Genomic DNA, 23031 nt, shown 5'->3' on the forward strand with positions numbered 1-23031 from the left:
TAAAAAAATGACTGAATTCAGGACGGAAAGAGATTTTTTAGGTGAGAAGCAGGTACCGGCAGAAGCATATTACGGCATCCAAACGATTCTGCTAAAGAAAATTTTCCTATTACCGGCTATCCGCCGCACCCGGAACTAATCAAAGCATTTGGATATGTAAAAAAAGCAGCCGCTCTTGCAAACACCGAAGTCGGTGTCCTGCGTGAGAACATATCTGAAGCAATTGTACAGGCGGCGGACGAAGTAATAGAGGGAAGATTCAATGACCATTTATTGTAGACGCCATTCAGGGCGGAGCCGGCACGTCATTTAACATGAATGCCAATGAAGTTATTGCAAATCGTGCTATCGAAATTCTGGGCGGGGAAAAGGGCAGTACCTTATGGTGAGTCCCAACACGCATGTGAACATGGCCCAGTCTACCAATGATGCTTTTCCTACAGCTATTCACATTGCCTCCCTGCATTTATCCAAAGGCCTGGAGGAATCGTTGGCTGAGTTAATTTCAGCGCTGGAAACGAAAGAAAAAGAATTTGATGACGTAATAAAAATGGGCCGGACACATCTTCAGGATGCTGTTCCTATTAGACTTGGCCAGGAATTTGGCGCCTATAAAAGAGTGCTTGGCCGTGACCTGGGACGGATTAAGCGGGCGGTAGAACACCTGTATGAAATAAATCTGGGAGCTACCGCAGTAGGTACTGGCCTTAATGCAAAACCTGAATATATTGTCAGAGCGGCAAAGCATCTCGTAAACCTTACCGATATGCCGTTCGTGAGTGCAGAAAATCTCGTTGATGCGACTCAGAATACGGATGCTTATACAGAGCTTTCCGCTGCGCTGAAAGTGCATGCGATAAATTTATCCAAAATCGCCAACGACCTTCGATTGATGAGTTCCGGCCCTAGAACCGGTTTTAATGAAATTAACCTGCCGTCGCGGCAGCCGGGTTCTTCCATTATGCCGGGGAAAGTGAATCCGGTCATGTGCGAAGTCATTAATCAGATTTCCTTCCAGGTTATCGTAACGACCACACGATCAGCCTTGCCTCAGAGGCAGGCCAGCTGGAATTGAACGTGATGGAACCTGTGCTTGTTTTTAACCTTCTTCAGTCATTATCGATTCTGCAGAATGGACTGGAAGTATTTAAAGAATATGCTATTGATGGAATTACAGCAAACGTCGAGCACAAAGACCTGGTAGAGAGAAGTGTAGGAATTATTACAGCCATTAATCCTCATGGGGGCTATGAAGCTGCATCAAGAATTGCCAAAGAAGCTATTGAAACCGGTCGGAGTGTCCGCGAAATCTGTCTGGAAAGAGGCTTTCCGCAGAAGAGCTCGATGAAATACTCAATGCCAAAGAAATGACAAATCCGGGCATTGCCGGAGCTAAATTTATGTACCAGGATTAAGAGTGAGGCTCCAGTTTTGGCGGAGCCTTTTCTTATTTCTGCAGGAAGGAGCCGGTTATGTTTAGAAAGCAATAAGCTGGTCGTTATACTCCCGCTTATTCTTACGGTATTTATGTTTGCAAGCGGGATGTATTATCTTAATCAGACAGAAACGATCACCAATGAAGAACTAAGTGAAAGCATCAGCTGGACGCCGCAGCTGACAGAAGAAGACAGCAGCTCTGTACTGGAGGCAGAATGGGCGTGGCAGTCATCGCCGGATGACGGTATTACAGGAACCGATTACATAGGCGTTACTTTTCTGGATCAGAATGGGGAGCCGCTGGCAGAAAACGAATTTAAAGAAGCGGCTGTTTCGCTGCAGCATAACGGGGAAGTAATTTGGGAAGAGCCGGGAGAAATAAAAGAAAGTGGTGTATTGTTTACATTTCCCAATCGGGCAGATGATCATGAAACATACGGGAATGACGGCAGTATCGAGGTTATTTTGACTGGGACAGAAGCTGAGGAAGCTGTTATTACTTATCTGCATACCTGGAAAGAGCACGAAGAAATGACTACGGATGACCTTCGTTTTTTTGATCCTTCATTTAGGGAATCAGATAACATGGACAACTCTTACTGGGTGACGGAACAATTTGTACAAGTGGAGGAAGCATCATAATGAAGGGTCTTTCTTTTCAAAAAGGGGTAATGTTTTTTGGAAAGCACTATATCAGCATCTGTATTTGCCATTCCGATCTTCAGCGCGTTTATGTGCTGGATAATACGAAAATAAATCTGGGTAAAATAACCTGGATCTTACTCCGTTCCCTGCCCGCTGGATATCAAGCGGGTTTATTTTTACTGATGCTGATGCTCGCTGTAAGAGCAGCCGGAGGAATAAGCCTCGGTGCCTGGGAGACAGCTGGTCTTCCTTTTTATACAGTTCTGCTTATCTTTTTTGGCTCTCATTTTATGTTCCCCGGCGAATGGAGAAAATTCCACGGGGCGGAGCATAAGGTTTTTTCGTATAAAGGTTTAAAAACAGTCCAAAACGTTAATAAAATAAAAAAGGCTTATATAACAAATCGTTACTGCTCCACGAATATAGTCGTTCTCTATTTTGCCGGATTTATAATTTTTACGGGACTTCTATGGATTCCGGCAGGACTTTCTTCAGCAGCGGCGGTAAGTGCCTGGCTTAATGCTGTACTGGCTTTCGCAGGCGGAGTCTGGCTGCGGGGTAACAGCAGAAATCCAGCGCGAAGATGGGTTCTTCGAATATCGTACTGGACTCAGAAGCATATCGCATGTGCGGAGCCATCAGAAAAACATCTCACAGCCGCCGTGCAGGCGTATCAATTACTACAGAAAAAAGAGAGGGGATACTATGGCAATTATTGATATTACTATTGTGCCGATTGGAAAAGATACAGGAATGAGCGAAGAAGTGGCGGAGATTGAAAAAGTGTTAAATAAATATACAGATAAAATTGACGTCCAGCTCACCCCGATGAGCACATTAATTGAAGGAGATATCAAAGATCTGCTGTCCGTCATAGAAGAAATTCATGAAGTTCCTTTTACGCGGGGAGCCCAGCGGGTATCTACGAATATCCGAATAGATGACCGTCGTGATAAAGAAGGAAAGCAAATGAAAAGAAAAATAGAATCTGTCCAAAACAAAATGTAAAAAAATAACGGCTGTTCTGCATAATTCTGCAGAGCGGCCGTTATTTTATAAATCAAAATTTTAATAGGTATAAAGAATTATATAAAAGTAAAAAATTTGAATTTATTTCATTCGAAAGCTTTTCAAATTTTAACAGATAGAGTACACTAAGATTATTCTAATGGAAAGCAGGTGACTCATTGATTGCAGGATATTGAAAAACAGAGCAGGCTGCTGATAAACAAAGCACTGGCGCTGCATGCTTCAGATATTCACTTTCACCCGAAACATAAAGAAACGGCAGTTCTTTTCCGGGTAAAAGGCAAGCTGCATTTCAGCCACGCTATATCAACCAATCAGTCTGACAGATTAACCGCTCATTTCAAGTTTAGAGCAGGCATGGACATAGGCGAACAGAGGCGTCCCCAAAACGGCTCGATATTTATCCGCCACACTTCTCCGGCCGTTCATCTACGTTTTTCTACGATTCCTTCCCAGTTTAAAGAAAGCCTTTCTATTCGTATTCTTCCCCAGAATGCCGGTCAAACGATGAAATCTTTATCTTTTGACGCAAGTATTAGACAGCAGTTTACCTCCCTTATGAACAAACCCAACGGTATGATTGTATTAACAGGCTCTACAGGGTCAGGAAAGACGACGACTCTTTACACATTAATGAATGAAGTAAAGAAACAAGTGCGTGTTATCAGCATTGAGGATCCGGTGGAAATCAAAAATGATGCTTACATACAAATGAGCGTCAATACAAAAGCAGGACTGACCTATGCAGAATTATTAAAAGCTTCTCTGCGTCAGGATCCGGATGTTATTATGGTAGGCGAAATCCGCGATGCGGAAACTGCACGTCTCGCTGTTCGGGCGGCTTTGACAGGCCACTTGGTGTTAACGACGATGCATGCTAAATCACCGGTGAGTGCGCTGCAGCGGTTTTACGATTTCGGGTGCACCGATCTCGATTTAAAAGAAACACTCCTTGCGGTCTCCACGCAGAAGCTGGTACTTCGTTACTGCAGCTGGTGCGCTCCATCCCCATGTTCTCCTCATTGTTCCCATCACCAGCATTCTTCCAGATTTCCTATTTATGATATGTTATCCGGCTCCAGCCTGAAAGCGGCTCTTGATCATCCCATTCGAGCATCCCGACAGCGCAGTCCGTCATACCGTCATCAGTTAACGAAAGCTGCGGCTGTTCAACTGCTTCCGTCTCATTACTTCGTAAACGAGGAGGAACGCAGTGAAGGATAAGTGGAAAAAGAAAGAAAAAGCAGTGTTTCTGGAAAAATGCGGAGAACTGCTGACAAACGGTTATACCCTCGATCAGGCTCTTCATCTGCTCACATGGGAGCAGCCTCTTCACATTAAAGAAAATGTCGATTGGATGATAAACGAGTTAAAAAGAGGCAGTTCTTTTCATGACCTTCTGGGTCCACTCCACTTTCCGGCTGATGTCACCGCATTTGTTTATTTTTCAGAACAGTCAGGGACGCTCAGCCGGGGGTTGGAAGACGCCGGCAGGCACTATGCAAGAAGACTTGACGTTTTGCATGAACTAAAGAAAATGTCGATGTATCCTCTGCTTTTAATTTGGATTCTTTTTATGATTGGATTTGTAATGCTTCAGTATTTATTCCCTCAGTTTGAACAGCTTTTCACCTCGCTGCATGTAGAGCTTCCTTTTTTTACAAATGCCGTATTTATAGGTGTGCGCTCCGCTCCTTATTTTCTCATTCCTCCACTTGCAGGAGGCATTCTTCTAATGTTTTGGTGGGCGGTCTTCTACAGGCGTATGTCCCCGACAAAAAAAATGGAGATTCTTCTGCGGATACCCTTTCTTTCCTCTTATATAAAATTATTTCTTACCCAGTATTTTTCATTTCAAATGAGCAGCCTGCTGAAAGGAGGACTGTCTATACATAATGCCTGCCTCGTATTTGAAAAACAGGATCATTTTTTATTTTTTCAGGAACAGGGCCATGCATTAAAAGAACGTTTGAGGGAAGGCCAGCCTTTAGCCGACGCGCTGGAGGCCCTGAAAGTTTTTCAGGAAGAGATGAAATTCGTTATCTCCCACGGCCAGGCTTCCGGAAAGCTGGGAAATCATTTATCGTTTTACAGCGAAAGGCTTCTGCAGATTCTCGAGGAGCGGGTAAAAAAAGCTGTGATGATTTTTCAGCCTGTATTATTTTCGATTGTCGGCTTTATCGTTCTCAGCTTATTTCTTGCTGTGTTTTTACCAATGTTTGAACTAATGAATGCTATTTAAAGGAGAGATCAGTACATGCCGGTTATAACAGAAAAAGTACCCTTTGCAGAAGAAGAATTTATTCAGCTGCAGGAAAAAGTAACAAAGCTCGAGCAGATTCAGGAAGAAAATATTCAGGCCCTGTTGAAAATTATCATTCAAAGGAGAAGTGGAGTATGAAAAAAAGGTATGAGAAAGAAGCTGGCTTTACGATGGTGGAAATGCTGATTGTGCTGCTGATTATTACCGTTCTTTTATTAATTGCTATTCCAAATGTAGTCACAAACAACGGAGTAGCACAAAACAAAGGATGCGATGCTACGATTAAGCTTCTTGAATCCCAGGCAGCGGCGTACGCAGTCGAATTTAATAAAGCACCTGCTTCGCTGAGTGAACTTCAGGAGGCGGAATATGTCGATAGAATCACATGCCCGGATGAATCCACTCTTGTGTTGGAAAACGGGAAGGTACGCAAGGGGTCTTAATGGCAGCCGTTTTAAATGAGAAGGGGCATACGATGGTAGAAATGCTCATTGTTCTAGGTATGCTGGTCATATTTACCGCCTGGCCGATTCATAGTCTTTATACGTTTTATCAAGAAAAAGAAATCCAGCGGTTTTTGTACACCCTTGAAGAAGATTTGTTATTCGCCCAGCAGTATGCATATTCTCATGAAGAGGTGACCCATTTTCTATTTGATTCAAACTCTCAGTCCTATCACATTAAGCCGTTTCATTCCCCGGCGGCCGCATCGAAACAAATGCCTCCCGGTGTGTATATAGAAAGTGCAAGTTTAAAAGAGTCGGACATTGTCTTTACGGCAGCCGGAAATATCCGCCGGCCTGGAACGTTAACGATTGATACGCCGAACAGGCGGTACAAACTCGTTTTTCTCCTCGGCAGCGGGAGGTTTTATATTGAACCAATCTAATAAAGGTTTTACGCTTCTCGAATCTACGGGTGCCCTTGCTTTAATTCTTCTTGCCGGCTTATTTGTCCTTCCTTTATATATTACTGCGGCTGTAGAAATTCGTTCCGTGCAGGAAGAACAAAAAGCACTGGCTGTGCTGGAAGAAGAGGCATGGCTCGTTAATACAGCAGAGGTTACAAAACAGCCCTACCAGACCCAAAGTCCAAAAGGCATATACACATTACGAACTTATGAAGAACAGGGCGGCACGACGGTCTGTGTAGAATGGGAGGCGCAAAATAAACGAAACACGGAAAAATGTCTGCATGTATACGGATAAAGACTCAGGGTTTACCCTTATTGAAACAGTACTTTCCCTCTCCATAACGCTTATTGTTATCGTTTTAATTATTCCACTAATAGGCGTATTCTCAAGTGATGTAGTAAAAGGAAGGCAGGATATACCTGTGTTTTTCCAACAACTTAAAACGGATTTTGACTACGCGCATCAATTAGAAGTAGGAAACGGCAGGCTGGTGATAAAAGAGTCTGTCGATACGCGTCTCTATGAACAACGGGGCGACCGGATTGTAAGGAGGAAAAATAACGAAGGGTTTGAAATTGTTCTTCAGAATGTGGAAAACTTTCACGTAGAACCAAGAGAGTATGGGGCATATATTACCGTAACAGAGAAAAATGGACGCACATGGGAAACAGCAGCAGGATTCCGGCTGTCAATTATAGGGAGGGATGACGGTTGGATCAAAAGGGTGGAATGATGCCGATAGCAGCTGCTGTATGTGCTCTCTGTGCGGGACTGGTGCTGCTCATGGTTGGGAGCTATGCAGTTCACAAAACAAAACGCTGCTCTGCATGAACAAAGCATCCAACTGGAATGGATGCTTCAAAATGCAGAAAAGAAATGGTATCAGGAAGGAAAACAGCCGGGAGAACAAGAGTATGTGTTTCCAACGGGAGAGGCGGTCGTGGTCTCAACCATTACCGGACCCGGGACGTCCCGCGTGATGATTTCAGCAGAGCTCGAGGGCGGAGAACGGAGAAGTCATTCCTTTTCTTATGAATCCGCACAGGAAAGCTTTGAAAGCATTTACAAATAGAAGTTTTCTGCTATATACTATATACAACTACTCTTATTTACAGGGCATACATACTAGCGCTAAAGATAAGAAAAGGGGGTATGTTGAATGGATCGCATGTTTCGGGTGATTTCTTTTTGGACGACTGTATTTGCAGTGCTTTTCTTTGTAGGGGACATGTTTCAAATGGCTCTGCTCTTTTTCGCTCAGACCGCCGTTTTTCTTGGATTAGGTTTTATGAATTTATCTGAAAGAATGTATGTTTATATTTTCGGCATTTACTTAACTGTCTTTTTTGTAGGGTTTACCTATTACACGACTTTTATGATGGAAACTGGTTTTCATTAAAAAGCAGATAAACTCTTTTCAAGCAGAAAGGCTCTCCTTTGGAGAGCCTTTTTGCATGGCGTACATTATTTTTAAGAAAATCCATGAAGAAAAGGATTGGATGTCATTTCATTTCCGATGGTCGTCACATTTCCGTGGCCGCAGGCAACTGCGGTATCTTCAGGAAGAGGCATAAGGAAATCATTAATGCTTTTGATCAGTGTTTCGTAATCTCCTCCGGGCAGATCTGTTCTGCCAATCCCATTTTCAAAGAGCACGTCTCCTGAAAATACCGTTTCGGTCTCTTTATGATAAAAAGAGACGCTGCCGGGGGAATGGCCGGGAGTATGAAATAGGCTGAAGTGAAAAGAACCTGCTTGAAGTTCGGATTCTTTAGTAATAAACACATCGGCAGGCTCCGCTTTTATGGTGGCCCCGCCAAGAAAACGGGAGGATCCATTTTTTTCGGGATCCGTAAGCCAGTCATTTTCTGTTTCGTGCAGATACACCGGGATGTTCCATTTTTGACGAACATCTTCAACCGCACCAATATGGTCAAAGTGGGCGTGGGTTAATAAAACAGCCTGTGGGCGGAGATCGTTTTCAATCAGCCAGGTATTTAAGATATCCCCGTGGCCGCCGGGATCAAAAATAACAGCCTCTTTATTTTCATTAAATAAAACATAACAATTCGTCTGTAGAGGGCCTAACGGTATTTGTTTCCAATCCATAGCAGGAATGGCTCCTTTCGTTTCGCAGTCTATTAGTTATTGTACGCCAAAAAAAATATAGGTGCAAAATAAGAAAACAAACGGTATAATTAAAGCAATATCATAATTATTTGAAAAATGTAAATAGACTACTGTACATATTAAAGGGGGTAGGCTGCATGGCTATAGGTATAACACTTTTAATAGTGGCAATCCTGTGTGCTCTCGCTGTAGTAAGGGAAATAAAGCGCCGTAATTTTTTCGCTGTCGGTTTTGCAGGAGTTGCTTTTCTAGTTTTTGGATGGTTTTCCGTTATGACGATAATAAGCGGAGCACCGAGTATATAAAGTGAATAATGACGGATGACGATAAAGGGAGAGCCCGCATATAAAGAAGCGGCGCCGAAGGAGCAAACTGCAGCAGCGGTGAATCTCTCAGGCAAACAGACTTTTATCCGACGAATCTCTGGAGAGCGCCCGTTCAAACGGGCCACCCACGAAGACAGTCTCACATAGAGATGAAACTTTCTGGTTTTAGGACAGAGAAACCCCATGTCAGGGGTTTCTCTGTCTTTTTGTTTTATAAACGAAGGAGGATGCATATGCCATTACGAACACCGCTTTACCCACTTTATGAAAAGTACGGCGCAAAGATAACGGATTTTGGCGGCTGGGAGCTGCCGGTCCGCTTCAGCAGCATTAAAGAAGAGCATGAAGCTGTAAGAACGAAGGCGGGACTGTTCGATGTGTCTCATATGGGAGAAGCAATCGTAGAGGGGCAGGGAGCAGCAGCTTTTCTACAGAAGATGCTTACAAATAATCCGGAAGCGTTGGAAAATGGCAAAGCGATGTACACTTTTTTATGCAATGAAGACGGAGGTACAGTAGATGATCTTCTGGTTTATCAGCTGAATGAGGAAAAGTATTTTCTTGTCCTAAATGCAGCCAATACATCAAAAGACATAAACTGGCTTACCACCTATGCCGGCCCGGATGTTCAAATCAAAGATATATCATCAGAAACGGCTCTTCTTGCTCTGCAGGGACCAAAGGCAGCAGAAATACTGCAGACTTTAACAAAAGCAGATTTAGATGAAATCAGACCGTTCCGCTTTCTCGAAAAGGCGGATATCGCCGGATACCGGGTGCTCGCCAGCCGTACCGGCTATACCGGAGAAGATGGATTTGAGCTTTACTGCCGGTCCGAAGATGCTGAGGGGCTATGGGAAACGCTGATGAGCGCGGGCAGTACCCACGGCCTTGTGCCGGCTGGTCTCGGTGCCAGAGACACGCTTCGATTTGAAGCAAAGCTTCCCTTGTACGGGCAGGAATTATCTGACACTATTTCTCCGCTGGAAGCGGGAATGGGTTTTGCAGTAAAGCTGAAGGATTCCCGTGAATTCATAGGAAAAACAGCACTGCAAAAGCAGAAAGATAACGGAATTCCGCGAAAACTGGCCGGTATTGAAATGATTGATAAAGGCATTCCCCGTACCGGATACATTGTATTTTCCACTGATAATAAAGAGGTAGGATTTGTGACTTCCGGGACACAGTCGCCGACTCTTGGCAAAAATGTCGGTCTCGTTTTAATGGAAACCGAAGCTGCGGAGATAGGCAGTGAAGTTATTGTAGATGTTAGAGGCAAGAATAAAAAAGCAAAAGTCGTACCGGTCCCGTTTTATAAAAAAGGATAAGAAAGAGGAGGAATAGGAATGGATTTTCGCTATCTGCCTATGACAGAAACCGATAAACAGGAAATGCTCAAAACCATAGGGGTTTCCACTACAGAAGAACTCTTTGCTGATATTCCTGAAAAGATACGCTATAAAGGGGAAATGAAACTGCGTGCCCCATTAAATGAAACGGCATTAATGAAAGAGCTCCAGCAGTTGAGCGATAAAAACGCTGATCTTCAGTCGTACCCTTCCTTTTTAGGAGCGGGGGTTTATGATCACTACATTCCTTCCATTGTTGATCATGTGATCCGGCGTTCAGAATTTTACACAGCCTACACGCCTTACCAGCCGGAAATTTCCCAGGGGGAACTGCAGGCAATTTTTGAATTTCAAACGATGGTATGTGAATTGACAGGGATGGATATTGCCAACTCGTCTATGTATGACGGCCATACCGCGCTGGCCGAAGCGGCACTGGTTGCAGGAAGCCAGCACAAAAGCCCATCGCGGAAAATTTTAGTATCGGAAGGCGTTCATCCGGAATCGCTGCATGTAATAGAAACGTATGCCTCCGGACCTGGGATCGTGGTAGAGACTATTCCGCTTACGGATGGAAAAACAGATATGGATGCACTGGAAAAACAGATTGATGAACATACGGCCGGGGTTATCCTGCAGTATCCTAACTTCTATGGTTCCATTGAAGATCTGCAGGCCGCCGAAAAACTGATCCATCAGTATAAATCACTATTTGTCGTATCCAGTAATCCTCTGGCACTAGGCGTACTGAAATCACCCGGCTCATTTGGTGCAGACATCGTGACCGGCGATGCACAGCCATTTGGGATTCCGACGCAGTTCGGGGGCCCACACTGCGGTTATTTTACAACGACGAAAAAATTAATGAGAAAAGTACCGGGCAGGCTCGTCGGCCAGACGGAGGACGAGGATGGCATCCGTGGATTTGTATTGACGCTTCAGACGAGAGAACAGCATATACGCCGTGATAAAGCGACGTCCAACATCTGTTCCAACCAGGCACTCAATGCCCTGGCTGCATCTGTAGCCATGACGGCGCTCGGCAGGCAGGGAGTCAAAGAGATGGCCGCCCAAAACGTTAAAAAAACACATTATATGAAACAACAGCTGCAGCAGGCAGGAATACAAATAACAGCAGAGCAGCCCGTTTTTAATGAATTTGTTATTCAACTCCCGGACTCGACCGATAAAATAAACCGTGCCCTATTCGAACGCGGCATCATTGGCGGATACGACCTGGAACAGACGAAAGCAGGCAAAAAAGGACAGATGCTGCTTTGTGTAACAGATAAACGCAGCAAAGCAGAGATTGATCTCTTTGTGGAAGAACTGAAGGGGGTGCTGGCATGAATAAAGAACAAAAGCTGATTTTTGAGTACAGCAAAGCTGGTCGTACAGGTTATTCGCTGCCGGAACTGGAAGTACCTGATGTGGATATGGATACCATTCTGCCTGCAGAAATGCAGCGGACAGACAGCCCGGAACTTCCGGAAGTATCAGAGCTGCAGATTATGAGGCACTATACAGCACTATCGACTAGAAATCACGGAGTGGATTCCGGCTTTTATCCGCTTGGTTCATGTACGATGAAATATAACCCTAAAATGAACGAAGACTCCGCCAGGCTGAAAGGATTTGCCCATCTTCATCCGTATCAGCCGGACTATCAGGTGCAGGGCGCGATGCAGCTGATGTATGAGCTGCAGGAAGAGCTCAAAGAGATAGCAGGAATGGATGAAGTGACGCTTCAGCCGGCCGCAGGAGCGCAGGGGGAATGGACCGGCCTGATGATGATTAGAGCGTTCCACGAAGCTAATGGAGACCTTAAACGAACCAAGGTTATTGTTCCGGATTCGGCACACGGCACAAATCCAGCGTCCGCTACGGTAGCCGGGTTTGATTCAGTGACGGTAAAAACCGATGAACGTGGTCTGGTGGATCTTGAGCATTTAAAAGAAGTCGTTGGGGAAGACACGGCAGCTCTAATGCTTACAAACCCAAATACACTTGGCTTGTTTGAAGAGGATATCCAGGAAATGGCGGCGATTATTCATCAGGCTGGAGGCAAGCTGTATTATGATGGGGCGAACTCCAATGCTATATTAGGAATAGCGCGCCCGGGCGATATGGGATTTGATGTGGTTCACCTGAATCTGCATAAAACATTTACCGGCCCGCACGGAGGCGGTGGTCCGGGAAGCGGACCTGTAGGTGTAAAAAAGGATTTAATCGCTTATCTTCCGAAACCGCTGCTTGTAAAAGAAAATGAAGCCTACAAATGGGACTATGACCGTCCGGAATCTATTGGACGTGTAAAACCTTTTTACGGAAACTTTGGCATTAACGTACGTGCGCATACGTATATCCGCACGATGGGGGCTGAAGGTCTGCGTAAAGTGTCTGAATATGCAGTTCTGAATGCAAACTACCTGATGAGGCTTCTCGAGCCTTATTATGATCTGCCGTACAATAAACACTGCAAGCATGAATTTGTTCTTTCCGGAAAAAGACAGAAACAGCTCGGGGTCAGAACGTTGGATATTGCGAAGCGGCTGCTTGATTTCGGCTATCATCCTCCTACCATTTATTTTCCTACCAATGTAGAGGAGTGTATGATGTTTGAACCGACAGAAACCGAGGCAAAAGAAACGCTGGATGAATTTGCAGACGCGATGATAACGATTGCCAAAGAGGCGGAAGAAAATCCGGAAACGGTTCAGGAAGCCCCTCATACAACCGTAATCAAAAGACTCGATGAGACGCTGGCTGCAAGAAAACCCGTGCTACGGCATGAATTTTCTAAAAAAGAAGAAGCTTATCAATCATAGAACAAAAAAGCTGTCTCCGCGGGGAGACAGCTTTTTATTTTCTAATTTTGCCGGTCCATTTTTTGAAGCCGGTTTTTAATTGATAAATGTCCTCATTGCCGGTTTTCTTTTGGATAACACGAGCCGCCTGCTTGCTGCGGGACCCGGACTGACAGTATAAATAGACCGCCTGATCCTTCCGGATTTCCGTAATGCGCTGTTTTAACTGGGAAAGCGGAATGTTTCTGGCGCCGAGTATATGGCCGCCGTCATATTCACGGGGTTCTCTTACGTCAATCAGCTGTGCTTTTCTGTACCCCTGTTTGAATTCTTCTTCTGTCAATTCTGTTAGAAACTTAGGCTTTACAAGCCTTCTGTATAGTAGAAATGACAACAAAACGATGATAATACCCCATAGGATCCAAGCCATATTTGTTCCTCTCCTTTAAAAAAAGCTCACAAGGAATATTATAATAATTTTTGCTTCAAGAAGCAAAACAAATCTATTATACAAAGCAAATTGCCGGGAAAAATCTTAACTTCTTTAGAAATAGAAAAAGCTTTGGTACACTGAAAGATGAAAAGAAAGGTGTGCTGAAATGGAAAAAGAAAAATGGTACTTTATAGACTCAGGGAAACAATCTCCTGCGTATAATATGGCAATGGATGAAATGCTCCTGCGCTGGCACAGCGAAGGAAAAATTCCGCCGGTGGTACGCTTTACGGCTGGAATCCGTCTACTCTCTCAATCGGCTATTTTCAAAAGGTACATAAAGATATCGATTTAGATGCAGTAGATAAACATAAACTCGGTTTTGTCCGCCGGCCGACCGGGGGAAGGGCAGTGCTGCATGATCAGGAATTGACGTACAGCGTCATTGTATCGGAGGAACACCCGCTTATGCCCGCTACTGTAACAGAAGCGTATCGTGTAATATCCGAGGGGCTGCTTCAGGGATTTTTGAATCTGGGACTGGACGCTTATTTTTCAGTACCTAAAAGCAAAGAAGAAGAACAGGGATTGAAAAATCCCCAGTCTGCGGTCTGCTTTGATGCCCCGAGCTGGTATGAGCTGGTAGTGGAAGGACGTAAAATTGCAGGCAGCGCCCAAACGAGGCAGAAGGGCGTCATACTCCAGCACGGATCGATCATTATCGACCTTGATGAAGACATGCTGTTCGATGTATTTACGTACTCCAATGACCGGGTACGGGAAAGAATGCAGCGTGCCTTCCGCAAAAAAGCCGTAGCTATTAATGCATTAAAAACGACACCTGTAACACATGAGCAGGTAGTGCAGGCGTTTCATAAAGGTTTCGCTGACGGACTGAATGTAGACTGGGTGGACTATAAGCTCACCGAGGAACAGGAAAACGAAATACAGGCACTGGCAGCAGAACGTTACGAATCAGATGAATGGAATTACCGCAGGTAAAAAAAACCCGCCTTTCAGCGGGTTTTTTTGTTTATTATTTTAAGTGGGATGATTTCTGGTGTGGTCTGACAGCTTCGGAAAACGCTTCCTGGAGCTGTCTGGTAACCGGACCGATGGAATAGTCTGCTTGAAAAGAGCCCTCAATACGGACCACCGGCGTAATTTCCATTGTTGTACTGGAAATAAACATTTCATCTGCATGGGATGCTTCTTCTACAGAAAAGGTTTTTTCAAGAAAAGGAACATGGTGCTTTTCCGCAAGCTCTTGAATAAACAGCCGGGTAATACCATTTAATATAAGCTCATTGGCAGGATGGGTAATCACAGCACCATCTTTAACAATAAAAATATTGGTCGAAGACCCTTCCGTTACAGTTGTTCCCCGATGCTGAAGGGCTTCATCGCATGCATTGTCTTCAGCTTTGCGTTTAGCCATTACATTTCCCAGCAGATTAATGGTTTTTATATCGCAGCGGAGCCATCTAATATCTTCGAGCGCGTAAAGAGCAATCCCGATTTTCTGCTTTTCAAAAGGAATAGGGGCTTCTTTTGCAAAAGCAGTTACTACAGGGTCGAGCCCGCGTTCATATAAATGATTGCGCTCCTGCTCCCCACGCGTAATTTGAATATAAATGTAGCCGTTGGAAACATTATTTTTCTCTGATAGTGAATTTATCATATCTTCGAATTGAAGCAGGTCGAATGGAATAGGAATATCAATTTCCTCTGTGCTGCGTACGAATCGTTTATAGTGCTCCTCGAGCTGAAGCAGATGCCGTTATAAAGGCGCACTACTTCATATACACCGTCGCCGAAATAATATCCGCGGTCTTCAAACGAAACTTCAGCGTTACTGCGTTCTATAAGATTGCCTTTTCTCCATACATAGTTCATTATATTACCTCCGGCTTTTTTTCTAAGATACCATGAAAAAGAATAAAAACCTACATACAAATTTCGTTCTTCTGTGCAAGAAATGAATTTAATGAAATAACGGGTTTTTTAACGGCGTATGACAGTTTAGGAGCGGATAGCTTCTTATTTTGTCCTTTTATGAAATTGACAAATTTATAAAAGAGGTTTGAAAACTATATATAGTGTCAATATATAAATTATAAATACTATATATTGATTTAACCGAAGATCGTATGGTATCATTCAGAAAGAGCTTTAAATCAGCTGCATGCCAAACTAATCTGGTGTTTATTTCTTGTTCTACAGAAAAAACAGCCTGGTCTGCCGGTTCGATTCCGAAAAATTGAGAAGTGAAACAGGAGGAATTTACATGAGTACAGCAACAAAACAAATGCCTAAAGTAAATACGGTTCAACTAAATGAAGATATATCCCTTTTCCCGCAGGTCCACCCCGTAACAGAAGACATGCAGATGACAAAATCAGGTGTTTCCCGTCTGGTCATGCTTGACCGTTATACGTTTAAAGATACGGAAAAAAAGACACTGAAAGAAAATGATTTTGTTATTTTAACTGTAAAAGAAGATCCAAAATTCCCTGCCAGAGGATTTGGGTTTGTCACCGTTATTGACCGGGAAAATAATACAGCAGAAGTAAGAGTAGATGATGAATTCCTCCCGCTTCTTAACGAAAAGGAAGCTGAAACAGGAACGGTTGTCCGTTCTCTCGATGTGATCGAAAACCTCTGGAAATATATTATGAGCAGATTGCCAAACGCAATGCTACAGGGCTTGCCAGTGTAGAAACAACAGAAGAAAGGCGCCGTCAGTCTTTCGAGGAATTTTACGAAGAATTAGTGAATATGAACTTTATTCCTGCAGGACGCGTGCTGTACGGAGCCGGAGCAGAAACAGATGTTACGTATTTTAACTGTTACGTTATGCCTTATATTGCAGATTCCAGAGAAGGAATCTCCGAGCACCGCAAACAGGTAATGGAAATTATGAGCCGCGGCGGCGGTGTCGAACGAACGGTTCTACTCTGAGACCTAGAAATACGCTTGCAAAAGGAGTAAACGGTAAATCTTCCGGTTCTGTCTCCTGGCTTGACGATATCGCAAAGCTTACCCACCTGGTAGAGCAGGGTGGTTCAAGAAGAGGCGCCCAGATGATTATGCTAGCAGACTGGCACCCCGATATTCTTGAATTTATTGTATCCAAAATGCAGAATCCGCGCATTCTGCGCTTTCTGCTTGAAAATACAGAAGATGATCAGATAAAGAAACTTATCGAGGAAAAACTAAAGTTTACTCCGCTGTCTCCAACCGAAGAAGCTATGTATCAGGGAATTCTTAACTACCAGTCCATCCCGGGCCAAGGTGGATTTGACAGTAAAGTCCTTCAGGAAGCAGAAGATAAACTTAATGCCGGTGGTACGTATACTGTTAATTCACCGGAGTTTTTAACCGGTGCAAACATTTCCGTCTGTATTACAGATGATTTTATGAAAGCTGTAGAAAATGATGCAGACTATTCGCTGCGCTTTCCGGATGTAGAAAAGTACTCCAAGGAAGAAATGGCAGAATACAACAAAGACTGGCAGGAAAGCGGAGATGTCCGGGAGTGGGAACAAAAAGGGCATGCTGTTCGTACGTACCGCACCATCAAAGCACGTGAACTGTGGAAGCTGATCAACGTATGTGCCACTTATTCAGCAGAGCCCGGCATCTTCTTCATAGACAATGCAAACGAGCAGACAAACGCACAGAGCTATGGACAGAAAGTAGTAGCAACCAACCCATGCGGAGAGCAGCCGCTGGCTCCTTACTCCGTTTGTAATCTGGCTGCGGTAAACTTAGCCGAAATGGCTGATAAAGATGAAAAAGTAGTAGATTTTGATAAGCTGCGCAAAACCGTGGCAACCGGTGTAAGAATGCAGGACAACGTTATTGATGCTACTCCATACTTCCTGGAGGATAATACAAAGCAGGCAAAAGGAGAGCGCCGGGTTGGCCTGGGCGTTATGGGAATGCATGACCTGCTTATCTATACGGAAACAACGTATGGCTCAGAAGAGGGCAATGTCCTGATTGATCAAATATTTGAAACGATTGCAACGACTGCGTATCGTACAAGTATTGAAATTGCTAAAGAAAAAGGAAGCTTCCCTTATCTTGAGGCATCTTCGGAAGAAGAAACAAACCGTCTCCGCAGAGCTTTCACGGAAACCGGTTATATGAAGAAAATGCCGCAGGACATTTTAGATGGAGTGAAGGAATATGGTATCCGTAATTCTCATCTTCTTACGGTAGCACCAACCGGCAGTACTGGAACAATGGTAGGTGTCAGTACCGGCCTGGAACCGTACTTCTCATTTAAATACTATCGCAGCGGCCGTCTTGGCAAATTCATTGAAGTGAATGCGGCGATTGTACAGGAATATTTGGACAGAAACCCAGGAGCAGATAAAGATAACCTTCCGGAATTCTTTATTTCTGCAATGGAACTGCTTCCTGAAAACCATGCAGATGTGCAGTGTGTTATCCAAAAATGGGTAGACAGCTCATTATCTAAAACGGTTAATGCTCCTAAAGGCTATACCGTCGAGCAGGTACAGGGTGTATATGAGCGTCTCTATAAAGGCGGTGCCAAAGGCGGGACAGTTTATGTAGATGGAAGCCGCGATGCACAGGTGCTAACTTTAAAAGCAGAAGACAATACCTTTGAAGCAAAAGAAGAATCCGAAGCATCTCCCGAAAAGAAAGTAGTACTGGTAGATACGATTAAAGACGTCCGCTCCACTACTGTTAATTTCGGTAATGAAATTGGAGATACGTGCCCGGTCTGCCGGGAAGGCTCTATTGAAGATATTGGCGGCTGCAACACATGCACAAACTGCAGTGCTCAATTAAAGTGTGGATTATAAAATAAGAAAAAAAGAAGCCGGTGAAGAAACCCGGCTTCTTTTTTTAGTTTACAGTTTGCGGAAGGGAAAAATAATTTCTATTGAGATCAATATAGTGAATTAAATTGTGAACTTTCTTTTATTCATGTACAATAAAGAAGCGCAACAATTTGTCATAAACTATGAAGTATATGGAGGATCCTATATGCCTACTCCTAGCATGGAAGATTATTTAGAGCGGATTTACCAGCTTATAGAATCCAAAGGATATGCCAGAGTATCAGATATTGCAGAAACGCTGGAGGTTCATCCTTCTTCTGTTACAAAAATGGTTCAGAAACTGGATAAGCAGGAATACTTAGTCTATGAAAAATACAGAGGATTGATCTTAACGGCAAAAGGAAAAAAATTGGAAAGCGTCTAGTTTACAGACATGAACTGCTCGAAAACTTTATGCGGATTATTGGTGTGGAGCATGAGCATATTTATACGGACGTAGAAGGAATTGAACATCATCTAAGCTGGGATGCTATAGATCGTATAGGAGATATTGTTCAGTATTTCGAAGAGGACCCGAAAAGAGTAGAAAATCTCCGTGAGGTACAAAGTAAAAACGAGCAGGAAAAGCTGGAAGATTAGCTTTTTCTGCTCGATAGAATGCCGCCTTCTCTTTTAGAGAAGGTCATTTTTATGAAAAGAACCGGGGCAAATAGGGTAATCCAAAGGCCAAGAATTATGCCTGATAAAAAGACAGCGGCCGATGAAACGGCAAGTTCAAATACTAAAAGAAGAAGAACAGCTCCGGCCAGTCCGACCAGAGAGGCCTTTATTTTTGGAAAAAAGGACGACGGATACGCCATTCGGTTCTTAATGGTCTCAATGTCAAAACCTGCACTAAAGCCCAGCAGCAGACCGGCATAAAAGGCTGCCTGCGGTTCCAGTAGAAACAGGCAGATGCCCAGAAGAACAGCAACACCCAGCAGAAGAAAATCAGGAGCCCCGCCTATCCAATCAAGCGACCGATATAATGTAAAAATCAAAAAGAAACCAATCAGGCCGGCGTAAAAAATGTCAGCAATTGTATAAGAAGGATCCAAAAAAGCCAAAAACCCTGCTAAAGCAATAATAACGGCTGCGAATATAGTATAACGGCGGTCTGATATTTCAGGGATTAGAAATCCCCAAAAGACTATGGCGCTTTGAAAGGCGATAGGCATACCGGAAAATTGCTGATCAAGCAGAACCGGTGTACCAAAAGGATAAATAGAAAAATTAGAATATTTACGTAAATGGAAAAAGCCATAATAAACAAAAGTCTGAAACCGAGCTGTTTATGGAAGCACCAATAAATAACGGGTATAATGATGAAATATATAAATGGATGAAAAAAAACATTCAATAAGGATAAGGGCAGGCCGGACAGAAAACTGATCATCAGAATTGGCATCATGCAGGAAATTCCTCCTTCTGTCTTTCAAAAAGAGAAGATCGATAAACAATTATGTATAAAAAGAGCCGGGCTTTAAAAGAGAGAGCCCGGTTCTTTTTGCGGTTTTTTTTGCCTTCAATAACAGTCAAATGTGTATCGCTTCTTTTGCGGGCAATAGCTTTTGTAGAACGTTTCTTTACAGGTTTTGCCTGAGAGCCTGCTGCTTTATAATGACTTTTAGCAGGAGCTGCAGATCCTCCACGACGGGCATTGGCTGCCTTTGATCTCGGAGGAGTATGAGACTGGTATTGTCTTTGGGTCATCTTTTTCATAATAACTTTCGTAAAAAGAAAATACAGGCCTACTGCGATAGCGAGACCGATGGCTAAAGATATCAAAAAAGATATTGGGTTTGTTAGAAGCTGGTTACCAAGACCAAAGGCGGCAAGTCCGAACAACAGCAGCAGGAAAGGCCGGCGAAGCAAGCTCGACATATGATCACCTCCATTAAGAGTAACCTGGAAAGCCAGGTTTTCAAAACACTACTTTGTTATTATTCATTATACAGCATTATGGTCAATTGGCTCGGCTGAGTGCTTTTCTTCGGCAAGAAGTTTTTCAAAAGATAGGATCGCTACTTCCACCTGGTCATTTTTAGGAGGCTTTGTTGTAAGCAGCTGAAGACCTAATCCCGGAAGTCCAAGCCACTTTAGTACAGGAATGTTCCGTACTTTATTCGTTCCCTGTAGGACTTCATAAGATACGCCCAGAACGACTGGTATAAGGGCCAGCCGGTGAACAATACGTTCAGCCAGCGAGTCAAACGGCACCATTAAATAAATAAGCACCCCGACAATAACGGTGAATAAAATAAAACTACTGCCGCAGCGATAATGGAGCCTGGAGTGGCGCTGGACATTTTGAACAGTGAGCGGGACTCCTGCTTCATACGTGTTAATTACTTTATGCTCCGCTCCGTGATACTGGAAAAGCCTTTTAACCATTGGAGTCAAGGAGATAAGATAAATATAGAGGAAAAGCAGAATAAGTTTAAAAAATCCTTCCAGAAGGTTTTGGGCAACGTGGCCGGGAAACATAGGGGTAAATCCTCCTGCTGCAACGGCTGGAAGAACGGTGAAAATAAAATTTCCAAATAAGAACGAAGTGACTCCCACTACTGCAGTTCCCAATATCATTCCCCACTTAGAGGAAGAAGCTTTTTCCACCGGAGGTGTTTCATCATCTTCTGGGTTAACGTCATAGCGGTCAGAAGCGTAATTTAAATGCTTCATCCCTACTGAACTTGCTTCAATTAATCCTGCAATACCGCGGATGATAAATATTTTTTTTAAAGAACGCAGGATAGGAATACTTTTTTTCTTTACTTCGTAATATTCAATTTCCCCGTTATTGCGGCGGATAGCGCTGACAGTCGTTGTTTTGCCGGCAAACATGACGCCTTCTACAACAGCCTGGCCTCCGTATGCCATTTTTTTTGATTCAGTCATAGTATCATCCCATCCATGCCAGAAATATGACATTGGTGTGTTATCTTCAATTTTACACCATTTTACGGGCATTCACTACAATAATATCAATTCTATACGTAATCGAAGTCATACAGTTATCTTCCCTTTTCTGAAGATTTTACACTCGAAATTTAAATACCGGAACAAGCATCCCGAAGCGCCCGTCTTTTCTCAATATATGATAAAATAAAGCCGTGATAAATAATGGATGACTGTAGGAGGCAAATATGCAGAAACTGATTCAACAAATAAGAGCACAGCTGGAGAACAAAGAAATAGAAGCCATATTTATAGAAAGTCCGACAAACCGCAGGTATTTATCAGGATTTACCGGAACCGCCGGAGCTTTATTCATTACGAAAGAACAAGCCTATTTTATTACAGATTTCCGTTACATAGAGCAGGCAGCCGAGGAGTGTCCGGAATTTGAAATAGTGAAGCATGAAAAAGGCATTATTTCGGAAACTGCACGCCTCACAGAGCTTTTATCACTAAAGGCTGTTGGATTCGAGGAAGAATATGTAACGTATCAGCAGTACACCCAGATGAAAAAACAAATTCACGCGGAGCTGGTTCCCACGTCGTCGATTGTTGAACATGTACGCCTCTATAAGACACCCGAAGAGATAGCTGTTTTAAAAGAAGCGGCTGCAATTGCAGATAGAGCGTTTGATCACATCACAACATTTATTAAACCCGGAATGAAAGAAACAGAAGTAAGCAATGAACTCGAATTTTTCATGAGAAGAGAAGGAGCGGTTTCTTCCTCCTTTGATATAATTGTTGCATCCGGCTGGAGAAGCGCGCTGCCCCACGGTGTCGCCAGCAGTAAAATTATTGAAGGCGGAGAGCTGGTTACGCTTGATTATGGGGCTTATTACAAAGGCTACTGCTCTGACATTACGCGTACCATTGCTGTAGGAGAGCCGACCAGCGAATTAAAAAAGATTTACCAGACTGTACTGGAAGCGCAGCTGCTGGCTGTTGAACAAATTAAACCCGGCATGACCGGCATAGAAGCAGACCAGATTGCACGAGCCCACATTGAGCAGGCCGGGTACGGAAAATACTTTGGCCACGGTCTCGGTCATGGACTCGGCATGGAGGTACATGAAGGACCGAGGCTTTCTCCAAAAGGCAGCCAAGTGCTCGAGCCTGGAATGGTAGTAACGGTCGAGCCGGGTATTTATGTTCCAAAAGCAGGCGGCACAAGAATTGAAGACGATATTGTGATTACGGAAGAAGGTAATGAGGTGCTGACCTACGCGCCAAAGGAATTAGTAATAGTAGGAGAATGATTAGTGTGATATAGTAAGTACCGAATTGATAAAAAATGGAGGCACGGCAATGATTTCAGTAAACGATTTTAAAACAGGACTTACCATTGAAGTAGATAATGATATTTGGACGGTAGTAGACTTTCAGCATGTAAAACCTGGAAAGGGAGCAGCTTTCGTACGTTCCAAATTAAGAAGTCTCCGGTCAGGAAATATTCAGGAAAAAACATTCCGCGCCGGTGAAAAGGTAGGACGCGCCCATATTGAACGCCGCCGCATGCAGTATTTATATGCCAACGGGGACATGCACACGTTCATGGATAACGAATCGTATGAACAGCTTGAGCTTGCGAGCGATCAGCTGAAAAACGAATTAAATTATTTAAAGGACAACATGGAAGTACAGGTTAACACGTATGGTACAGAAACACTTGGTGTGGAAGTGCCAAATACAGTGGAGCTGGAAGTTACTGCTACAGAGCCCGGTGTTAAAGGAGATACTTCCTCCGGCGGTACAAAGCCGGCTACCCTTGAAACAGGATTAACAGTTCAGGTTCCATTTTTTGTAAATCAAGGCGACCGCCTGGTGATTGATACTAGAAGCGGTAACTACGTTTCTAGAGCGTAGAAAAAAGACCTAAAA

Annotated in this window: 25 protein-coding genes, 4 pseudogenes and 1 riboswitch; of the genes and pseudogenes, 22 read left to right on the forward strand and 7 right to left on the reverse strand. The window is 43.6% G+C overall.

The genetic code is table 11. The features are described from left to right. Positions 1–7: 7 nt before the first annotated feature. From aspA to MMY81_RS03845, 13 genes and pseudogenes are all read left to right on the forward strand, one after another. Positions 8–1415 (forward strand): annotated as a pseudogene (aspA, locus tag MMY81_RS03785) (aspartate ammonia-lyase). Between the two features lie 16 nt (positions 1416–1431). After that, on the forward strand, positions 1432–2079 hold the full coding sequence (locus tag MMY81_RS03790; RefSeq protein ID WP_252311705.1) for a hypothetical protein: 648 nt from the start codon (positions 1432–1434) through the stop codon (positions 2077–2079). Further along, a complete protein-coding gene (locus MMY81_RS03795) occupies positions 2079–2801 on the forward strand; it encodes a DUF1385 domain-containing protein (RefSeq protein ID WP_252311706.1) in 723 nt (240 codons plus the stop codon). Before MMY81_RS03790 ends, MMY81_RS03795 begins: the two co-directional genes overlap by 1 nt. Further along, positions 2788–3090, forward strand: a complete 303-nt coding sequence (locus MMY81_RS03800; RefSeq protein ID WP_252311707.1) for an MTH1187 family thiamine-binding protein — start codon at positions 2788–2790, stop codon at positions 3088–3090. The genes MMY81_RS03795 and MMY81_RS03800 overlap by 14 nt, the downstream gene beginning before the upstream one ends. A 183-nt stretch (positions 3091–3273) precedes the next feature. Continuing rightward, positions 3274–4335 carry a competence type IV pilus ATPase ComGA gene (gene comGA, locus MMY81_RS03805; RefSeq protein ID WP_252311708.1) on the forward strand — a complete coding sequence of 354 codons (1062 nt, stop codon included), beginning with the start codon at positions 3274–3276 and terminating at the stop codon, positions 4333–4335. Then, entirely contained in the window at positions 4325–5353 is a 1029-nt protein-coding gene (gene comGB / locus MMY81_RS03810; protein ID WP_252311709.1) for a competence type IV pilus assembly protein ComGB, read from the forward strand. Before comGA ends, comGB begins: the two co-directional genes overlap by 11 nt. Positions 5354–5368: 15 nt before the next feature. Then, positions 5369–5512: a hypothetical protein gene (locus MMY81_RS03815; RefSeq protein ID WP_170146908.1), complete on the forward strand. Its 144-nt coding sequence runs from the start codon at positions 5369–5371 to the stop codon at positions 5510–5512. Next, positions 5509–5817 (forward strand): competence type IV pilus major pilin ComGC, encoded by a 309-nt coding sequence (comGC, locus tag MMY81_RS03820; RefSeq protein ID WP_120193373.1) that lies wholly within the window; start codon positions 5509–5511, stop codon positions 5815–5817. Before MMY81_RS03815 ends, comGC begins: the two co-directional genes overlap by 4 nt. Next, positions 5817–6263 carry a competence type IV pilus minor pilin ComGD gene (comGD, locus tag MMY81_RS03825; protein WP_252311710.1) on the forward strand — a complete coding sequence of 149 codons (447 nt, stop codon included), beginning with the start codon at positions 5817–5819 and terminating at the stop codon, positions 6261–6263. The genes comGC and comGD overlap by 1 nt, the downstream gene beginning before the upstream one ends. Continuing rightward, entirely contained in the window at positions 6250–6582 is a 333-nt protein-coding gene (locus MMY81_RS03830) for a hypothetical protein (RefSeq protein WP_252311711.1), read from the forward strand. Before comGD ends, MMY81_RS03830 begins: the two co-directional genes overlap by 14 nt. After that, a complete protein-coding gene (locus MMY81_RS03835) occupies positions 6569–7021 on the forward strand; it encodes a competence type IV pilus minor pilin ComGF (protein WP_252311712.1) in 453 nt (150 codons plus the stop codon). Before MMY81_RS03830 ends, MMY81_RS03835 begins: the two co-directional genes overlap by 14 nt. 63 nt (positions 7022–7084) lie before the next feature. Further along, positions 7085–7360 carry a hypothetical protein gene (locus MMY81_RS03840; RefSeq protein ID WP_252311713.1) on the forward strand — a complete coding sequence of 92 codons (276 nt, stop codon included), beginning with the start codon at positions 7085–7087 and terminating at the stop codon, positions 7358–7360. Positions 7361–7447: 87 nt separating this feature from the next. After that, on the forward strand, positions 7448–7687 hold the full coding sequence (locus MMY81_RS03845; protein ID WP_120193368.1) for a DUF2626 domain-containing protein: 240 nt from the start codon (positions 7448–7450) through the stop codon (positions 7685–7687). A gap of 71 nt (positions 7688–7758) precedes the next feature. On the opposite strand, the gene MMY81_RS03850 is transcribed toward MMY81_RS03845, so the two are convergent. Next, on the reverse strand, positions 7759–8397 hold the full coding sequence (locus MMY81_RS03850; RefSeq protein WP_252311714.1) for an MBL fold metallo-hydrolase: 639 nt from the start codon (positions 8395–8397) through the stop codon (positions 7759–7761). A 158-nt stretch (positions 8398–8555) separates the two neighbouring features. Between MMY81_RS03850 and MMY81_RS03855 the strand changes: the two genes are divergently transcribed. The 4 genes from MMY81_RS03855 (at position 8556) to gcvPB (ending at position 12921) form a co-directional block, all read left to right on the forward strand. Further along, the gene (locus tag MMY81_RS03855) at positions 8556–8723 is read left to right on the forward strand and encodes a DUF2759 domain-containing protein (protein WP_120193366.1); all 168 of its coding nucleotides are present in this window, start codon (positions 8556–8558) and stop codon (positions 8721–8723) included. A gap of 15 nt (positions 8724–8738) precedes the next feature. Beyond that, positions 8739–8836, forward strand: a riboswitch (glycine riboswitch). Positions 8837–8977: 141 nt separating this feature from the next. Then, positions 8978–10072, forward strand: a complete 1095-nt coding sequence (gcvT, locus tag MMY81_RS03860; protein WP_252311715.1) for a glycine cleavage system aminomethyltransferase GcvT — start codon at positions 8978–8980, stop codon at positions 10070–10072. An 18-nt stretch (positions 10073–10090) separates the two neighbouring features. Continuing rightward, positions 10091–11443, forward strand: coding sequence for an aminomethyl-transferring glycine dehydrogenase subunit GcvPA (gene gcvPA, locus MMY81_RS03865; protein ID WP_252311716.1), 1353 nt, complete (start codon positions 10091–10093; stop codon positions 11441–11443). Continuing rightward, positions 11440–12921 carry an aminomethyl-transferring glycine dehydrogenase subunit GcvPB gene (gene gcvPB, locus MMY81_RS03870; RefSeq protein ID WP_252311717.1) on the forward strand — a complete coding sequence of 494 codons (1482 nt, stop codon included), beginning with the start codon at positions 11440–11442 and terminating at the stop codon, positions 12919–12921. Before gcvPA ends, gcvPB begins: the two co-directional genes overlap by 4 nt. A gap of 34 nt (positions 12922–12955) precedes the next feature. Here gcvPB and MMY81_RS03875 read toward each other — a convergent pair whose 3' ends face one another. Beyond that, positions 12956–13330 carry a rhodanese-like domain-containing protein gene (locus MMY81_RS03875; protein WP_120193362.1) on the reverse strand — a complete coding sequence of 125 codons (375 nt, stop codon included), beginning with the start codon at positions 13328–13330 and terminating at the stop codon, positions 12956–12958. A 169-nt stretch (positions 13331–13499) separates the two neighbouring features. On the opposite strand from MMY81_RS03875, the pseudogene MMY81_RS03880 reads away from it, so the two are divergent. Then, a pseudogene (locus MMY81_RS03880) lies at positions 13500–14335 on the forward strand (lipoate--protein ligase family protein). A gap of 34 nt (positions 14336–14369) precedes the next feature. On the opposite strand, the gene dat reads toward MMY81_RS03880, so the two are convergent. Continuing rightward, positions 14370–15107 (reverse strand): D-amino-acid transaminase, encoded by a 738-nt coding sequence (gene dat, locus MMY81_RS03885; RefSeq protein WP_253075836.1) that lies wholly within the window; start codon positions 15105–15107, stop codon positions 14370–14372. Beyond that, entirely contained in the window at positions 15011–15229 is a 219-nt protein-coding gene (locus MMY81_RS03890) for an aminotransferase class IV (RefSeq protein ID WP_252311718.1), read from the reverse strand. Before MMY81_RS03890 ends, dat begins: the two co-directional genes overlap by 97 nt. Positions 15230–15620: 391 nt before the next feature. Between MMY81_RS03890 and MMY81_RS03895 the strand changes: the two are divergent. Both MMY81_RS03895 and mntR read left to right on the forward strand, forming a co-directional pair. Then, a pseudogene (locus MMY81_RS03895) lies at positions 15621–18174 on the forward strand (vitamin B12-dependent ribonucleotide reductase). Between the two features lie 184 nt (positions 18175–18358). After that, positions 18359–18792: pseudogene (gene mntR, locus MMY81_RS03900) on the forward strand (transcriptional regulator MntR). Here mntR and MMY81_RS03905 read toward each other — a convergent pair. The 3 genes from MMY81_RS03905 to MMY81_RS03915 form a co-directional block, all read right to left on the reverse strand. Continuing rightward, positions 18789–19370, reverse strand: coding sequence for a hypothetical protein (locus tag MMY81_RS03905; protein WP_252311719.1), 582 nt, complete (start codon positions 19368–19370; stop codon positions 18789–18791). The pseudogene mntR and the gene MMY81_RS03905 overlap by 4 nt on opposite strands. Before the next feature lie 229 nt (positions 19371–19599). Continuing rightward, positions 19600–20076 carry an SA1362 family protein gene (locus MMY81_RS03910; RefSeq protein WP_252311720.1) on the reverse strand — a complete coding sequence of 159 codons (477 nt, stop codon included), beginning with the start codon at positions 20074–20076 and terminating at the stop codon, positions 19600–19602. Positions 20077–20142: 66 nt separating this feature from the next. Beyond that, a complete protein-coding gene (locus tag MMY81_RS03915; protein ID WP_252311721.1) occupies positions 20143–21090 on the reverse strand; it encodes a DUF1385 domain-containing protein in 948 nt (315 codons plus the stop codon). A 248-nt stretch (positions 21091–21338) separates the two neighbouring features. Between MMY81_RS03915 and MMY81_RS03920 the strand changes: the two genes are divergently transcribed. Continuing rightward, positions 21339–22409, forward strand: a complete 1071-nt coding sequence (locus MMY81_RS03920) for a M24 family metallopeptidase (protein WP_252311722.1) — start codon at positions 21339–21341, stop codon at positions 22407–22409. 49 nt (positions 22410–22458) lie between these two features. After that, entirely contained in the window at positions 22459–23016 is a 558-nt protein-coding gene (gene efp, locus MMY81_RS03925; RefSeq protein ID WP_120193353.1) for an elongation factor P, read from the forward strand. The last annotated feature ends 15 nt before the right edge of the window (positions 23017–23031 follow it).

The organism is Sinobaca sp. H24 (genome assembly GCF_023845525.1).

Bases quoted from the DNA above. Each gene is read 5' to 3' on its own strand.
- comGD (WP_252311710.1), top strand. From the start codon at position 5,817: ATGGCAGCCGTTTTAAATGAGAAGGGGCATACGATGGTAGAAATGCTC.
- MMY81_RS03920 (WP_252311722.1), top strand. From the start codon at position 21,339: ATGCAGAAACTGATTCAACAAATAAGAGCACAGCTGGAGAACAAAGAA.
- MMY81_RS03910 (WP_252311720.1), bottom strand. From the start codon at position 20,076: ATGTCGAGCTTGCTTCGCCGGCCTTTCCTGCTGCTGTTGTTCGGACTT.
- MMY81_RS03855 (WP_120193366.1), top strand. From the start codon at position 8,556: ATGGCTATAGGTATAACACTTTTAATAGTGGCAATCCTGTGTGCTCTC.
- MMY81_RS03835 (WP_252311712.1), top strand. From the start codon at position 6,569: ATGTATACGGATAAAGACTCAGGGTTTACCCTTATTGAAACAGTACTT.
- gcvT (WP_252311715.1), top strand. From the start codon at position 8,978: ATGCCATTACGAACACCGCTTTACCCACTTTATGAAAAGTACGGCGCA.
- MMY81_RS03850 (WP_252311714.1), bottom strand. From the start codon at position 8,397: ATGGATTGGAAACAAATACCGTTAGGCCCTCTACAGACGAATTGTTAT.
- MMY81_RS03800 (WP_252311707.1), top strand. From the start codon at position 2,788: ATGGCAATTATTGATATTACTATTGTGCCGATTGGAAAAGATACAGGA.
- efp (WP_120193353.1), top strand. From the start codon at position 22,459: ATGATTTCAGTAAACGATTTTAAAACAGGACTTACCATTGAAGTAGAT.
- MMY81_RS03815 (WP_170146908.1), top strand. From the start codon at position 5,369: ATGCCGGTTATAACAGAAAAAGTACCCTTTGCAGAAGAAGAATTTATT.
- MMY81_RS03795 (WP_252311706.1), top strand. From the start codon at position 2,079: ATGAAGGGTCTTTCTTTTCAAAAAGGGGTAATGTTTTTTGGAAAGCAC.
- MMY81_RS03840 (WP_252311713.1), top strand. From the start codon at position 7,085: ATGCAGTTCACAAAACAAAACGCTGCTCTGCATGAACAAAGCATCCAA.
- MMY81_RS03905 (WP_252311719.1), bottom strand. From the start codon at position 19,370: ATGCCTATCGCCTTTCAAAGCGCCATAGTCTTTTGGGGATTTCTAATC.
- MMY81_RS03875 (WP_120193362.1), bottom strand. From the start codon at position 13,330: ATGGCTTGGATCCTATGGGGTATTATCATCGTTTTGTTGTCATTTCTA.
- MMY81_RS03915 (WP_252311721.1), bottom strand. From the start codon at position 21,090: ATGACTGAATCAAAAAAAATGGCATACGGAGGCCAGGCTGTTGTAGAA.
- gcvPA (WP_252311716.1), top strand. From the start codon at position 10,091: ATGGATTTTCGCTATCTGCCTATGACAGAAACCGATAAACAGGAAATG.
- gcvPB (WP_252311717.1), top strand. From the start codon at position 11,440: ATGAATAAAGAACAAAAGCTGATTTTTGAGTACAGCAAAGCTGGTCGT.
- MMY81_RS03845 (WP_120193368.1), top strand. From the start codon at position 7,448: ATGGATCGCATGTTTCGGGTGATTTCTTTTTGGACGACTGTATTTGCA.
- comGC (WP_120193373.1), top strand. From the start codon at position 5,509: ATGAAAAAAAGGTATGAGAAAGAAGCTGGCTTTACGATGGTGGAAATG.
- MMY81_RS03890 (WP_252311718.1), bottom strand. From the start codon at position 15,229: ATGAACTATGTATGGAGAAAAGGCAATCTTATAGAACGCAGTAACGCT.